General features: G+C 56.1%; 13 protein-coding genes and 1 pseudogene. 4 read left to right on the forward strand and 10 right to left on the reverse strand.

Annotated elements, in window-relative coordinates:
* Positions 1–320: 320 nt before the first annotated feature.
* Complete coding sequence (locus EC839_RS24675; RefSeq protein ID WP_081594590.1) at positions 321–530, forward strand: co-regulatory protein PtrA N-terminal domain-containing protein; 210 nt, start codon at positions 321–323, stop codon at positions 528–530.
* 260 nt (positions 531–790) lie between these two features.
* On the opposite strand, the gene EC839_RS21910 is transcribed toward EC839_RS24675, so the two are convergent.
* A protein-coding gene (locus EC839_RS21910; protein ID WP_132833159.1) for an IS3 family transposase occupies positions 791–1,941 on the reverse strand; the annotation gives its coding sequence in 2 pieces (ribosomal slippage) (positions 791–1,704 and positions 1,704–1,941; 1,152 coding nt in all).
* Positions 1,942–2,271: 330 nt separating this feature from the next.
* On the opposite strand from EC839_RS21910, the gene flgB reads away from it, so the two are divergent.
* Positions 2,272–2,685 (forward strand): flagellar basal body rod protein FlgB, encoded by a 414-nt coding sequence (gene flgB, locus EC839_RS21915; RefSeq protein WP_064309071.1) that lies wholly within the window; start codon positions 2,272–2,274, stop codon positions 2,683–2,685.
* Between the two features lie 62 nt (positions 2,686–2,747).
* On the opposite strand, the gene EC839_RS21920 is transcribed toward flgB, so the two are convergent.
* On the reverse strand, positions 2,748–4,415 hold the full coding sequence (locus EC839_RS21920; protein WP_026084059.1) for a hypothetical protein: 1,668 nt from the start codon (positions 4,413–4,415) through the stop codon (positions 2,748–2,750).
* 177 nt (positions 4,416–4,592) lie between these two features.
* Between EC839_RS21920 and EC839_RS21925 the strand changes: the two genes are divergently transcribed.
* A complete protein-coding gene (locus EC839_RS21925; RefSeq protein WP_017642858.1) occupies positions 4,593–5,573 on the forward strand; it encodes an IS5-like element IS1384 family transposase in 981 nt (326 codons plus the stop codon).
* A 127-nt stretch (positions 5,574–5,700) separates the two neighbouring features.
* Here EC839_RS21925 and EC839_RS21930 read toward each other — a convergent pair whose 3' ends face one another.
* The 8 genes and pseudogenes from EC839_RS21930 to EC839_RS21965 all read right to left on the reverse strand — a co-directional run bounded on the left by EC839_RS21930 (position 5,701) and on the right by EC839_RS21965 (position 14,389).
* Positions 5,701–7,086, reverse strand: a complete 1,386-nt coding sequence (locus EC839_RS21930) for a heavy metal sensor histidine kinase (protein ID WP_017642859.1) — start codon at positions 7,084–7,086, stop codon at positions 5,701–5,703.
* Between the two features lie 90 nt (positions 7,087–7,176).
* A complete protein-coding gene (locus EC839_RS21935; RefSeq protein ID WP_003292646.1) occupies positions 7,177–7,407 on the reverse strand; it encodes a hypothetical protein in 231 nt (76 codons plus the stop codon).
* 23 nt (positions 7,408–7,430) lie between these two features.
* The gene (locus tag EC839_RS21940; RefSeq protein ID WP_017642860.1) at positions 7,431–7,688 is read right to left on the reverse strand and encodes a DUF2933 domain-containing protein; all 258 of its coding nucleotides are present in this window, start codon (positions 7,686–7,688) and stop codon (positions 7,431–7,433) included.
* A gap of 32 nt (positions 7,689–7,720) precedes the next feature.
* Positions 7,721–8,038, reverse strand: a complete 318-nt coding sequence (locus tag EC839_RS21945; protein WP_003292648.1) for a co-regulatory protein PtrA N-terminal domain-containing protein — start codon at positions 8,036–8,038, stop codon at positions 7,721–7,723.
* Between the two features lie 142 nt (positions 8,039–8,180).
* Positions 8,181–8,537 (reverse strand): copper-binding protein, encoded by a 357-nt coding sequence (locus EC839_RS21950; protein ID WP_003298789.1) that lies wholly within the window; start codon positions 8,535–8,537, stop codon positions 8,181–8,183.
* Positions 8,534–11,692, reverse strand: a complete 3,159-nt coding sequence (locus EC839_RS21955) for an efflux RND transporter permease subunit (protein ID WP_017642861.1) — start codon at positions 11,690–11,692, stop codon at positions 8,534–8,536. The genes EC839_RS21950 and EC839_RS21955 overlap by 4 nt, the downstream gene beginning before the upstream one ends.
* Positions 11,689–13,139 (reverse strand): annotated as a pseudogene (locus EC839_RS21960) (efflux RND transporter periplasmic adaptor subunit). Before EC839_RS21960 ends, EC839_RS21955 begins: the two are co-directional and overlap by 4 nt.
* Positions 13,136–14,389, reverse strand: a complete 1,254-nt coding sequence (locus EC839_RS21965) for a TolC family protein (protein ID WP_003292652.1) — start codon at positions 14,387–14,389, stop codon at positions 13,136–13,138. Before EC839_RS21965 ends, EC839_RS21960 begins: the two are co-directional and overlap by 4 nt.
* 263 nt (positions 14,390–14,652) lie before the next feature.
* On the opposite strand from EC839_RS21965, the gene EC839_RS24355 reads away from it, so the two are divergent.
* Positions 14,653–14,826, forward strand: coding sequence for a hypothetical protein (locus EC839_RS24355; RefSeq protein ID WP_156522360.1), 174 nt, complete (start codon positions 14,653–14,655; stop codon positions 14,824–14,826).
* Positions 14,827–14,944: the final 118 nt, after the last annotated feature.

The following is a 14,944-nucleotide window of genomic DNA, read 5'->3' on the forward strand; positions in this document are numbered from 1 at the left end:
GCCAGTACCTTACAGAAACGTAATGCTCGCATCATCTGTCTGACAGCTTGTAGCGTTAACGTCTACATCAGCAGTTGCTCCCACACTCTGCTTTTTGGCCTTTCCACGCTCCTTTGGCCTATCGGCGCCTAAATGGCGCCTTTTTTTTGACCGCTGGAAGCAAGGCCGCTTGCGCTCACTGCTTGTCTGCATTGCTGACGAAACCGTAATGTCCAAATCAGCATTTTGACAGGTACGCTCGGTTAGCTTAGACACAAGCCCAAGCCTCTGTTTATGGAGCTGCGCTGGGTCTCCCGTGTCTTCGAACGAGGTAACAAGTAATGAAATTTTTCAGATCCCTTTCTGTACTACTCGCCATCGCAGCAAGCTCTTCCTATGCAATGGCAGAAGGTGGTGGTGATCGTACCTTTGCTCGTATGGAGCAGGCTCGCCAAGTAGCGATCGCTAATTATCAGGCTGACCAGAAGGACCAAGCCCAAGAGGTAGCCTCAGAGGCAGCCTCAGCGAAGCACGCTCACGCTAATTGCTGAGGCGAAACCTTCGGCAAATGTGATCACGCAGATTCTGAACTATGGCAGCTACTACGAATGTTGAAGCTGCCACGGTGTTGGCACTGCAACATCAGTTGTTAGAACCGACGAAGTCGGTATTAGCTACGCTGAACCTTGTCTCGTTAAAAACGTTACCTAGCACCCCCGCACCAAGCGGGTGAACCGTATATTGGCTAGTTAAAAATCAATCTTCTTTAACGGCTAAGTTGATAATTGTTGAATGAATCGCCCCAGCTTTCCTAGACATTCTCCAAGCTCTGGAAATAGCGCTTTTCAAACTCCACTGGCGATAGCTGCATAGCGCTGCTGTGCCGTCGCTTGGGGTTATAGAACATCTCGATGTAATCGAACACATCACTGCGGGCTTCTTCGCGGGTTCCGTAGGTTTTCCGTCGGATGCGTTCCCGCTTCAGCAACTGGAAAAAGCGTTCCGCGACCGCGTTGTCGTGACAGTTACCGCGTCGACTCATGCTGCTGATCAGATTGTTGGCCTTGAGGAAACTCTGCCAGTCCGAGCTGCTGAACTGGCTGCCCTGGTCGGAATGGATCATCACTTCCTGCTTGGGCTTGCGCCGCCACACTGCCATCAGCAACGCATCGATGGCCAGATCGCTGCACATCCGAGGCTTCATCGACCAGCCGATCACTTGGCGAGAAAACAGATCCAGCACCACCGCCAAGTACAACCAGCCCTCATACGTGCGGATGTAAGTGATGTCGGTGACCCAGACCTTGTTCGGTTCACTGATATTGAACTGCCGCTCCAGACGGTTGGGCGAGGCCACTGGCGGCTTGCCACCGTAGTACCCGGGGCGCCGGCGATAACCGGTCTGAGAGCGCAGCCCCTCTCTCCTCATCAGGCGAGCCACACGATGCCGGCCACAGGACTCGCCCAGCTCACGCAGGTCGTCGTGGATCTTGCGGTAGCCGTAGACCCCGCCGCTTTCCAACCAGGCATGCTTGATCAATCCGAGCAGACGCTGATCTTCCTTGGCACGCGCGGATTTCGGCTCGGCCAGCCAGGCGTAGTAACCGCTGGGATGCACCTGGAGGGTCTGGCAGAGACGCCGCACCGGGTACTCCACCAACAGTTTGCTGATAACGGCGTACTTCAGCCGGACTCCTTGGCAAAGTACGCAGCGGCCTTTTTTAGGATGTCTCGCTCTTCGGTCACCCGCTTGAGTTCCGCGCGCAAGCGACGCAGCTCAGCCTGCTGATCATCTACCTGCTGCCGCTGTATTTGGGGTTTGCTGTAGCGCTTTACCCAGGCGTACAGGCTGTGCGTGGACACGCCTAAACGCTCTGCTACATCAGCAACGCGCAAGCCGCGTTCAGTGATGTGCTTGACCGCTTCAATCTTGAATTCTTCGGGGTAACGCTGGTTGCTCATGGCACCTCCTGCTGGGTCTCATTATGAGGCTTGGAGGTGTCTACGAAACTAGGGGCGATTCACGTCTCTACCGAGGAGCATTTGGCTTGGATGGAGAAGCACGACAAATTGGTAGACGACGTACTGGAACAAATGATTCGCGAGCATAAGCTGATGACGGCTGATAGGGAGTGTCATCAGTAATAATTCTCTAGTCTTCCAGGATTACGATTACAACGCTCTCTGGCTCTGCACCGCCCGACCAGGTGCCAGGTCGGGCGTAAATCCTATGGGGCTGATCGACGTAATTGTGATCAGCACTGGTTTTCTCCCAACTTGATAGGATCGTTGATGAGGATTAGTTTCGAAAAGGCTGTAGGCGGGCCAGAAAAAACGCTCCTCTACACTGCCAAAAGAGCAGAGGTGCTGAGCAACAATATAGCCGATGCTGGTACACCCAATTTCAAAGCCAGGGATTTGAATTTTGCCTCGGTGCTTGCCACTCAAAACAAGCAGGCAATTAACACTGAGTTTTCACTGGCCAAAACTAACCAGAGTCATATAAATACTGGTGGCTTGGAGGTTACTCTTAGCGATGCGGCCCTACTCTACAGGGTTCCCAATCAACCGTCGCTTGATCAGAACACAGTCGACGTTCAGGTTGAACAAGCAAAATATGCGGAAAATTCGATTCGTTTCCAGGCTGCATTTACTCGGCTGAACGGCGCATTCAAGAGGTTAATGATGGCCCTGAAAGGTGAGTGAAAAAGCAATCTTCCTTTGGCTCTGCGCCCGTAAGGAACCTCTGGGCTGTGCGAGACAGGCTCTCACTCGCTTTTAAACAACAGTCCCTCAATTCGATCGTGTTCTTCCCGTGTCGGTAGAGCGGTTGAATCTACATTGTCATCACTATCCGACTCGTCGTTTTTCGGCGAACCACGTTCAGGGTGGTAACCGCCATCTGCGTCGAACGCTACCCACCCGTACCACTCTCGGATGACCTTAGACGGTTGGCCGTCTTCCATTGCCACATACCAGTCCGCCAATCGAAAACGCTTACCGGCAAGCTTCGAAGTAGCCCTTTCGGCTCGAACCAACGCGAGATAGAGCGGGTGCGGCAGCTTTTCTATGGCTCCGGTTTCGTCGAGCAAGAAAGTGAACGAGGCGTGCGATAGTTGCCTTGTGGAACCGGCCAGCTCCTCTTCCTCGCCTAAGGTAAACACAGGAGCAAAGCCGCCCCCCTCCGTTCGAAAGTTGGTCGTTTGGCCTTGGTAGACCCTGGCAGCGTTCCACTGCACCTCGCCAGCATAAGCGTACGCGCGCAGGTCAAACTTCATTGGTCGTACCTGAGGGTCGGCGACGGTTCTACGCTCGCCAGGAGCTATAAGGGACTGGGCCAAGTAGTTTCCGCCAATGATTTCTTCCCAAACCCGCTTGGTGAGCTTGTCTCCTCGGTACGCACCGCGACTACCAAACCCGCTGACAGGCTTGAAAAAGAGGCTACGGCGGTTTTGCCAGAGGTGCTCCGCATTGCGATGCTCGACAGGAACGGTAAGCGGGACGTATTGGGCCAATACGGTTCGGATTTGCTGATCAACGCCAATCTCTTCCAAAAAACGTGCGTTGGTTAGGTCAACCAACCGGCGTTTGTCGGCATAAAGGGCATAGGCCTGAGGGTGTGGCGTTACCGTCACGACATCAGCCAAATAAGCGCTGCGCAGCGCGCTGCAATTGTCGCCTTCCAGATAGAAATCGGTGAGTCGGTTATAGACGAGATCCACAGGCTTTCCGTCGACCAAGAGGCACTCGTTGTGAAAGGCCAGATCGGCTGGGTCTGCGATTAGGCAGTCGATTCCTGCTGACTCGAATAACCGCTGAAAAAGAAGGAACTCCGGATACAGGTATTGGGCTTGTGGGCTTTCATCCAAGATCACCACGCGCGTGAGCGGACGTTGCTCGCCGCTCGCAGACCATTCCTGGGCGAACATATCCAGAATCAACTGCTCGAATCCTCCGGACCCGCCCCGCCCCGGCGATAGCCCGACTACGCCGCTGCAACAACTGCGCTGAGCGCGGGCGAGCAATACGTTTAGCATCGCTCCGCCGGCATTTGTGTTTATTTCGATAAGCCCAAGCTTGTCCTCAGCCAGATGAAAGTCGTAGCCAAAGAAGACGCCGCGCGCACCCCGAGGATCATGTCGTGCAATAGGAGGTGCAGAATCCAGAGCATGCTCACGCCAACCGGGCGAACTCACGGTCTGCTCGATGGCCTGAATAACCGCATTAACCTGGCGCAGCCGCAAGGATGAAACAAAGACCGGTCGTGCAGCAAACACATGGGCGCAACGTGACTTCAATAGCTCCGACAGCTCTGAATCCCCAAGCTGTTCGGTCAATGCGTTTACGAGCGCAGCTTGATCTAGGCTTACGCAGAAGCACGCTTCGTTGAGCGCTGCGGCTGTCGAACCGCATTTTCTTGATGAGGACGCTTGCACGTGAAACCTCCAGAACCAAATATACAGCTTCGAAAGTCTCGGCCTCTTTCGGTTCAGCCTGGCGTTTCTATGAGCGTAGGTCAGGGTCGTTGCTGGCACTCTGCCATTAACTAGGGAAACTCTGAAAAAGACTTCTGATTTGGCAAAATACCGCGACCCCACCCACCGAGTTTCCCGATGAAGCAGATGACCTTCGCCGACGCCGAGTACGCTGGCAAGCGCAAGCAAACCCGCAAGGAGTTGTTCCTGATCGAGATGGATCGGGTGGTGCGGTGGAAGGGCTTGATTGCTTTGATCGAGCCACATTATCCGAAGGGTGAAGGTGGCCGTCCGGCCTACCCGTTGATGGCGATGCTGCGTGTGCATCTGCTGCAGAACTGGTTCGGCTACAGCGATCCAGCGATGGAGGAAGCGCTGTACGAAACCACGATCCTGCGCCAGTTTGCCGGGCTGAACCTGGAGCGCATCCCCGACGAAACCACCATTCTCAACTTCCGCCGCTTGCTGGAGAAACACGAGCTGGCGGCCGGCATCCTCGCTGTCATCAATGGCTATCTGGGCGACCGCGGCCTGTCGCTGCGCCAGGGCACCATCGTCGATGCAACGCTGATCAATGCGCCCAGTTCGACCAAGAACAAGGACGGCAAGCGCGACCCGGAAATGCACCAGACCAAGAAGGGAAACCAGTATTATTTCGGCATGAAGGCCCACATCGGCGCCGATGACGAATCGGGTCTGGTGCACAGCGTAGTGGGCACGGCGGCCAATGTGGCGGATGTCACCCAGCTGGACAAATTGCTGCATGGCGACGAAAACGTGGTCTGCGCCGATGCAGGCTACACCGGTGTCGAAAAGCGGCCCGAGCATGAAGGACGTGAAGTTATCTGGCAGGTGGCGGCACGCCGCAGCACCTACAGAAAACTCGATAAGCGCAGCGTGCTGTACAAAGCCAAGCGCAAGATTGAAAAGGCCAAGGCTCAGGTGCGCGCCAAGGTCGAGCATCCGTTCCGGGTAATCAAGCGCCAGTTCGGTTACACCAAGGTGCGCTTTCGCGGCTTGGCCAAAAACACGGCGCAACTGGTGACACTGTTCGCTCTGTCGAACCTGTGGATGGCGCGCCGACATTTACTGACGAATGCAGGAGAGGTGCGCCTGTAATGCGGGAAATGGCCACCGGAGTGGGGTCCGGGTGGCGAAAACGTAAGAAATACTCGTCGAATTGATTGTTTTTTGATCATTTGGCGAGTTTAAGTTGCGCTAGGTGGTATGCCGGGGAAATACATGGCTACTTCAGACCATCCCTAGACATAAGCTTTGGAAGCGTCATTGTGAAAGTCGTATGCCCCTCAGCTGATTCGCAAGCGATGGGCCCTTTGTGCGCTTCGACTATCGAACGAGTGATAGCCATGCCGAGGCCCGCATTCATGGTGGTTCCTTCGCGCCTTGCGGTGTCGACCCTATAGAATCGATCAAACACTCGGGCCTGAAGCTCGGCTGGAATCGTTGTGCCTCGGTTGGATATGGCTGTGCTAACCGAGCCACCGCTCTCGCTTATTTCAACGCTGATGGTGCTGCCTTCCTCTGCATATCGAACTGCGTTAGAGACTATGTTTGAGACGGCCCGTCTCAGCATCGATTTATCGCCATGTACCGATCCATCGCCTGAAAGCGCGATTTCTACCTTTTTGTCCTCGGCTGCAAGCTCGTAATATTCGATAACGCTCGCGGTAATCTCAGCCATGCTGGCATCTTCGGCATTGGGCGTAATCTTCCCGTTGTCCGCCTTGGCGAGGAATAGCATGTCATCGACCATCTTTGACATGCGCCTAAGTTCTTCGAGGGCGGAATACAAAATGTCTTTGTAGTCGGTATTCTCGCGGTCGCGCAAGAGCGCGACCTCCATTTGGGTAAGCATGCTGTTCAGCGGCGTTCTTAGCTCATGCGCGATATCCGCTGAGAAACCTGACAATCTGAGAAAAGAGTCGTCCAAGCGCGAAAGCATTTCGTTGAAGTTGTCTACGAGTTCATGCAGCTCGCCTGGCACCGACTCGGTTGGAATTCTGGTATCTAAGCAGTGGGCGGTTACCGTAGAAGAAGTCTTGGACAGTTCGTCTATTGGTTTTAAGCCTTTCCTGATCAGAACAACACCTAACGCGCCACTCAGAAGTGCACTAACGACAAGCGTATAAGCAAGCCACTGCTGAATCATATCGAAGAAGTGGATTCGGTGCGTTACATCCAAAGCCAAATAGATAACAGTGTCCTGCCCTTCTACCCACCGATTTACTTTTCTGGTAATTCCGCTGTAGTGGTGGCCACCGAAACTTACCGTCCAGCGTTCCTCTTGGATGTCTGTGACAAGAGGTAGCAAGCTCTCAGACAGATTGTGATGGGAGTAAACCGTCTTACCGTCTACTACAACCGCAGTCGCGAAGCCAAAGGAGTGCTCAATAACGGCATCGATCCTTGAAGCGGTCTCAGGCCCGAATGCTGAGCTGTTGAGTAGCGTACGCTCTACTGCAGCGGCCTTTTCATTAAGCACTTGTGCATCTTTGCGTTCGAAATGGAGCTGACAAAAATAATTAAAGCTGATTGCGGCCGCCAGCAGCACAACCGTAACCACGAGCATGAGAGCTATCGCCATTCTGCTCGTCAGTGACACTTTTCCCATCAGTACGGTCCTGGTTAGGCCATCAAGCACAAAAAAGCAGGTGGGGCACCCCCCACCTGCTTCGATCATTGTTACTCACACCCTCATATCCTATGCTGCGTCTGGATTTTCGCCATTTTGCGAGTGGTCGGCTTTGGCGGCCCCCATCATCTCACGACACTCTTTCATCATTCCACGCATGTCACCCATCATTTCCATATGCTTGTCGCCGCTCATCATGCCGGTTTCTGAATGGCTTTGGTCCGCTTTATCTGCCGCTGCGAAACTCAGTCCGCTCGCCAAGGTGATTGCGATTGCTGTAACGGTGATGGCCTTTCGCATGTTAAATCTCCAAGTTCAGTGGGTTATTCGCTTTTGATTAACAAGGTGTTTTCGCCAACGTTGGGCTCCTTGGGCTTGTCGCACTTACCGCTAGACATATGCTTCATGCATACGACCATCATCAACAAGCAGGGCAAGAGAAAGAGCAGGCTTGGCAGCGTTGTTGCCAACGCCGCAGTGCTTTGGTTCAGTAGCATGTAGCCAACCACAGCTGCGGTTAACCCCGTTACGACCGGATTGCGCTGCAGTACGCTTTTAATCTTGGATATTATGCTGCTCATCTAACTATCCCTCGGATATTAAGCTTGGCAGATTAGCCATTGTTCACGCCAACTGGGGTGCTCAGGAACTCTACCGTATGGATCTTCCCGTCGGGGGTCTTGACCTTCATCTCATACGTCTGGACTTGGGCACTAGTTCTATAGTTTTGAATCATTCGAGTCGTGCCGGTCGCCCCTGCAGGTGCGATGCTCAGCACTTGACCCTCTTTGACAAGCTCCTTAAGGGTGGGCTTTGCTCCTGCCGAGTCATTTAAGCGATTCAGCGTACGTTCGCTTCCGCCTTCGGCCATTGCAAGCGAGGAAGCAACGGTCAGAATAAAAGGAACGATTACTTTGGTTATGCGGTTCATGGTTTGCACCTCTTGGTTAGTTGATGCCTGTAGATTAAAGGCTTGCTACTTACAAGAAGGTGTTGCCAAGGTTACAAAGCGGTAATCGCTTCATTCTCGTGTTGGTACGACCGCCGCGCCTGCGGCGGTCGCTTTCTGCTCTTTACTGCTTTTCGATGCGCGTAATGGTGGAATCCATACCTTTCGAGGAGAACTCGAATTCGACCTGGTCCCCTTCTTTCAGCGTTTGGAGCTGATCAGGCTTTGCTTTGAAGCCCATCGTCATCGACGGCCAGCCCAACGCTTCGACCGGGCCGTGGGCAATGGTGACGGTTCCGCTCTCGGTGTTTACTTTCTTGACCGTACCTGTGGCTGTAGCGGTCTGTCCCGCCGACTTCTGGTCCATTGGCATGTTCATGCCTTTGTGATCCATCGGCATGCCGTCCATTGGCTCCTTGTCGGCGGCATAGGCGACTGGTACTAGGAAGAGTGAGGCAAGGGTGATGTGCTTGATGTTCATAGATGTTCTCCAGGGGAGTTGGTTGCGTGCTGGGCCTGCAATTGCCGGCGGCGCATCAGCAGGTAGGCTGCCGGCAGAACGAACAGGGAGAGCAACGGCGCGGTGATCATCCCGCCCACCATGGGCGCGGCAATACGGCTCATGATTTCGCTGCCGGTCCCGCCGCCCCAAAGGATGGGCAGCAGGCCAGCGATGATCACGGCGACGGTCATGGCCTTGGGGCGCACTCGCTGGACAGCACCTTCACGAATGGCGGCGAGCAGGACGCCTTCGCCATGGGCTCCAGCGTTAACCCGATCCGTCCAGGCGTTCTTCAAATACAGCAGCATAATGACGCCGAACTCAGCAGAAACGCCTGCCAGTGCGATGAATCCGATTCCTGTCGCTACGGATAGGTTGTACCCGAGCAGATATAGGAACCAGACGCCCCCGGTCAGAGCGAATGGCAGCGTAGCCATGATGAGCAGCGCCTCGCCAAAGCGGGCAAACGTTAGGTAGAGCAATACAAAAATGATCAGCAAGGTAGCCGGAACGACGAGCTTCAGCTTCGCGTTAGCGCGCTCCATGAATTCGAATTGGCCGGAATAGCTGATGCTCATGCCGGATTCGAGCTGGACCCCTTTGCTGATCTTTTCCCTCAGATCGCCCACCACAGCCGCCATGTCGCGGCCACGAACATCGACGTAAACCCAGCCCGACAGCCTTGCGTTTTCGCTTTTAAGCATGGGCGGTCCGTCTGTCACCTGTACTTTGGCCACGGTCCCCAACGTGATCTGGCTGCCTTGCGGCGTGTAGATCGGTAGGTTGCGCAGATCGGATATCGAGTCGCGCCACTCGCGGCCATAGCGGAGGTTGATCGGATACCTGGCGAGCCCTTCCACGGTTTCACCAATGGTTTGACCACCGATGGCACCGGCCACGATCGATTGCACGTCCGCGATATTCAGGCCGTAGCGTGCGGCGGCGACACGAACGATATCCACATCGATATACCTGCCGCCGGTCAGTCTCTCAGCAAGCGCCGAACTGACCCCAGGCACCGTTTTGGCGATTTTTTCCACTGCCTGGGTGGCTTTGTCGATCTGTGCCAAGTCAGTGCCATACACTTTCACCCCGATCGGGCTCTTGATACCCGTCGCCAGCATATCGATACGGTTTCGAATCGGCGGGATCCACAGATTGGCTAATCCAGGTACCTGTACGGTGCGATCCAACTCCTCAACCAGCTTGTCAGGCGTCATCCCAGGGCGCCATTGATCCTTCGGCTTGAACTGAATGGTCGTCTCGAACATTTCCAGCGGGGCGGGATCTGTAGCGGTGTCGGCTCGACCAGCCTTACCGAACACGTGTGCAACTTCTGGAACCGTTTTTATGAGCCGGTCCGTCTGCTGCAGTAGCTCAGAAGCCTTCTGAGCGGAGAGGCCTGGAAGCGCAGTGGGCATATAAAGGAGGTCACCTTCATCCAGCGGGGGCAAGAACTCCCCACCAAGGCGAGAGGCCGGCCACAAGCCTGTCAGGAAGACCAGAACAGCCACCAGCAGAGTCATCTTGGGCCAGCGCAGTACCGCGTCCAGGGCCGGCTTGTAGATCCAGATCAGGCCACGGTTGAGTGGATTACGGTGTTCGTCAGGGATTTTGCCCCTGATCCAATACCCCATGAGCACAGGAACCAGCGTGACAGACAGGCCCGCGGCGGCTGCCATTGCATAGGTTTTGGTGAACGCCAGTGGACCGAACAGCCGGCCTTCCTGCGCCTCCAGGGTGAACACTGGAATGAACGACAGCGTGATGATCAGCAGGCTGAAGAACAATGCCGGCCCCACTTCAACAGCCGCGTCAGTAATGACCTTCCAGTGCTCCTGGCCCTTCAAGGTGGAGTCAGGATGCCGCTTGTGCCAGGCCTCAATGTGCTTGTGGGCGTTTTCGATCATGACGATTGCTGCATCGACCATCGCTCCGATGGCGATCGCGATGCCACCCAACGACATGATGTTGGCGTTGATGCCTTGCCGCTGCATGATCACAAAAGCAATCAGGATGCCGATCGGCAACGACACGATGGCGACCAACGACGAGCGCAGATGCCACAGAAAAATCGCGCAAACTAACGCAACGACAATGAACTCCTCGATGAGCTTGTGCGTGAGGTTTTCAACGGCACTGTCGATCACCTTGCTACGGTCGTACGTCGTGACGATTTCGACGCCTTGGGGCAGGCTCGCTGTCAGCTCATCCAGTTTGGTCTGAACGGCAGCGATGGTTTCCCGAGCGTTCTTGCCGCTCCGCAGGATCACCACGCCGCCGACTACCTCACCTTCACCGTCAAGCTCGCTGATGCCCCGGCGCATTTCCGGGCCGAGCTGGAAATGCGCAACGTCCCCTAGCGTCACTGGCACGCCGCCGTCGAGACGCAAAGGAATGGCTCGAAAGTCGTTGAGTGTCTTCAGATACCCGGTCGCACGGACCATGAACTCGGTTTCTGCTAGCTCTAGAACACTCCCGCCGGTTTCACGATTGGCCTCGTCGATAGCTTGAGCGATCTGCTGTTGCGTCACGCCCCGGCTGGCCATCCGTATAGGATCCATTACGACCTGGTACTGCTTGACCATCCCGCCTATGGGTGCGACTTCCGCCACGTTGGGTAGTGTCTTTAGTTCATAGCGCAGAAACCAATCTTGCAATGAGCGCAGCTGTGAGAGGTCATGCTTGCCCGTTTGGTCTACCAAGGCATATTGGTAAATCCAACCGACACCTGTGGCGTCAGGCCCCAAGGCGGGTTTGGCGGCGGCAGGGAGCCGGCTCTGAACCTGACTCAGGTACTCCAGCACACGTGAACGGGCCCAATAAAGGTCTGTGCCGTCTTCGAACAGGACGTACACGTAGCTGTCCCCAAAGAAGGAGTAGCCGCGAACCGTTTTGGCACCGGGAACAGACAGCATGGTCGTCGTAAGCGGGTAGGTGACCTGATTCTCGACAATCTGCGGCGCCTGCCCTGGGTATGGCGTGCGAATGATGACCTGAACGTCGGAAAGGTCTGGCAACGCATCGACAGCAGTGTTCTTGACCGACCAGATACCCCAGGCCACCGCGAACAAAGTGGCCAGCAGGATCAGAAAGCGGTTGGCTACTGACCATCGGATTATGGCTGCAATCATTTCTGGCCCCCGAGCTTCTCGATGCGCTCGATGACCAGGCCTTCGTCGCTTTCACGCACGCCCACACGGACGCGGTCGTCGACTTGCAAGCCTGACAGCAGGGATTGATCCGCAACCGGAAAGGACATGGTCATCCCAGGCATGTTCAGCGTCTTGAACGGCCCATGCGACAGGCCAACCATGCCATCTTCCAGGCTGACGATCGTACCTTCAGCCTCGTGCAGCGCAGGTTCTGTAGAAGTTGCAGGCTCCTCCAAACCCTGAGCGGTCAGCCCGCGTAGGCTCGCCTCTGAATCCAGGAGAAACTGACCGGACGCCACGACCTTCTGACCGGCTTCCAGCCCTTCAAGCACCTCTGTCTGGTCATCGAATTCCCGGCCTGTGCGAACCTCAATCGGGCGGTAACGGCCTTGATCCTCGGCCAGCATCACCAATGCGCGCCGACCGGTGCGAATGACCGCCTCGGACGGGATGACCAAGACATCTTCGACGTTGCGACTCAACGTCACCTCGGCCGTCATGCCGGGACGAAGCCGTTGTTGCGGGTTAGGTAGCTCGACCCGGACACGCACAGTGCGGCTATCCAGGTTGGCCTGCGATAGTACCGTCTGGATCGTTCCTTCCAGCGTTTCACCCGCAAAAGCGGGCAGGCGCGTTGTTACTGATTGCCCTGGCGCTAAATTTGCGCTCCGCGCCTCTGGTACTGCAACTTCTAGCCAAACCGTGTCCAGGCCGTTGACGCGCGCAAGAGTAGCGCCGGCGGGTACGGTCATGCCCTCGCGAACGTCGAGGCTGTTCAGCACGCCGCCTATTGGACTCGTCACTGTCCAAACGGGGCGCGCTTTACCAGTTCGTTCTAGCTGCACTATGACTTCTGGCGGCATGCCAGCAAGGCGCAACCGCTGGCGAGCCGCTGCGAGCAGCTGGGGTTGGCCGACCCCTTTGAGCGCCAGGTACTCTTCCTGTGCGGCAGCCCATTCGGGAACCAAAAGATCGGCTAACGGCGCGCCTTTTTCGATGACATCCTCCGGTGCTCGGTCGTAAACGCGCTCGACAAAGCCACCGGCACGCGCCTGCACAACCGCCACGTCTCGCTCGTCAAACATCAACGCGCCTGTCGCTTCGAGCGACTGGCTGATCGATTCACGCGTTACGGTTGCCAAGCGCACGCCGAGATTCTGCGTCACGCTCGGGTCGATACTGATCGATGCCCCGTCGCTTCCCTCATCTGCATAGCGTGGAATCAATTCCATATCCATGAATGGCGACTTGCCCGGCTTATCGAACTTTTGCTGGGGACCATAGGGTCATACCAATAGAGCACTTCCTTGTCTTCTTCTGCAGGCGATTGTCCGAAGGCTGCGGTAGGCAGACCGATTAGCGCTGCAGCGCTAATCATCAGAGGCAGACTGAAGGCGAGTACCAGCCGCTTGTGTTGGAATGTCATGGTCGGGTATCTCCAAAGGCGAAATGCAGGCGGGCATTGCTCAACGATCGATCGCGGGCGACGTCAATACGCCGTAGCCGGGTCTCCACAAGCTGTCGTCGCGCTTCGATCACAGCGGTCAGCTCACCGCTTCCGGAGCGGTAATCGGCCATGGCAAGGCGGACCTTCTCTTCAGCGAGGGGTAGTAAGGTTTTGTCGAGGCGGATGAGTGCGCGGTCCAGACGCTGATACTCAGCGAGGTCAGTACTCAGCTCTTGGTTGTACAGGCGCAAGGTCGCTTGGCGCTGAGCCTCGATCTGGGCAAGGCGAGCTCGTTCGGCCGCGATCTTCGGATCCTGCCGAGAGCTGGTAAACAGCGGCAGGTCGAAGCTGACGCTGAGGTTCACCATGTCGCCGTACTCACGGCCACGTCGCAGGTAGTCGATCCCCCAACTCCAATCCGGTGTTTTCTCTGCGATGGCCTGGTGAACCTTTGCCTCCGCTTCACGAGTCATCGGGTCGAAGGCGAGTAACGCCGGGTGCCGGTTCAGGTTGTGCTGATAGTTATCAACGGCGGCAAGCCATTGCGGCCAGTCACCTGTAAGCGGCTGGCCTGCTAGCTCGCCTATCCAGCGCCGGAGGCCGGCCCGCGCAACAGCCTGGTTACGCAGCAGCTCATCCTCTTGTTCAGCCAGCAATGCTGCCTCTTGCCTCGGAAGTACGCTGTCTGCGGTTTGTCCGCTGCCGCCAGCAATGCGGGCCTGAACAGCCCGCGAAAGGAGCTGATTCTCGCTGTAAAGCTGCTTGAAAAGGCTTAGCTTCTGCTCGACCGCGAAGCTAGCGATCCATGCCTCGGCGGTTGCTTGGCGCACACCGAGACGTTCAACCGTTTGCTGGGCGTTTGCGAGCGCAACACTAGCCTGCGCGGCCTCGACACGAGCGCGCCTTTTCGCTCGGTTTGGCACATCTTGCATGACCCCAACCATTTGCATGGTCATGGCCTCTTGCTCCAACTGCCAGCGAGCGTCACCTTCGATGGGCACGCTTTGCAGTCCAAGCTTAAGTTTAGGGTCAGGAAGCTCGCCGGCAGGGATTGCAGCGCTGCGTGCGGCCACCAGGTTGGCGGCTTGCGCATGCAGCGAAGGCGCGTCTTGCTCGGCCACGCTCAGAGCTTGTTCTAAGGTCAAAGCGGACGCTAACCCTGGAAACGAGAGCGCGCCCATGATCAAGGCGGCCACGTACGGCGGCGCCCAATAAATACGGGGTTTCATTTGCGAAGGATTCCTGATCTTTCATGCGAGCCAAAGGCGCGCAGTAGCCGGCCCGAATGCTCACTCGGGCGGTTCCTATAATTTGATCGGAATTAGACGCGGGGTGGACGCCAGACGGCGTCTAAAAGGCTAGAGGAGATCAGGCCGTTATAGGGAGTGGTCACGGGTTCAGCAGCAGGCATCAGCTGGGCTTTTATTGAGACAAGCTGAAGGATACTTGCAGTTTTGCATTCTTGGCCCGTCTTGCAGACGGTCTCCGTTCCATGCTCATTCGCTTCACAGCACTCGTGTTCAGCACCGTCATCGGCGCCAACCATCGAAGCGTGGTCGGTCGTCATGGCGCCCACACCTTCCATATCGGACATCACGTGATGCCCGGACGATCCAACCGGCATGAGCATTTCCGCTATCCCATTGATCGGAAGCGCAAGCACTAGCAGCAGGATAAGGAAGGAGCGCATTGTAGTGGTCAACCCATCCCGGACAGTGGGTTAAGTTTTTCTTCGGCCACCGCAGGCGGTAGCCCATCGTTGAATTGATGCGGCCTGATCCAGT

The sequence above is a fragment of the Pseudomonas sp. JUb52 genome (assembly GCF_004341115.1).
GTDB classification, from domain to species: domain Bacteria; phylum Pseudomonadota; class Gammaproteobacteria; order Pseudomonadales; family Pseudomonadaceae; genus Chryseomonas; species Chryseomonas oryzihabitans.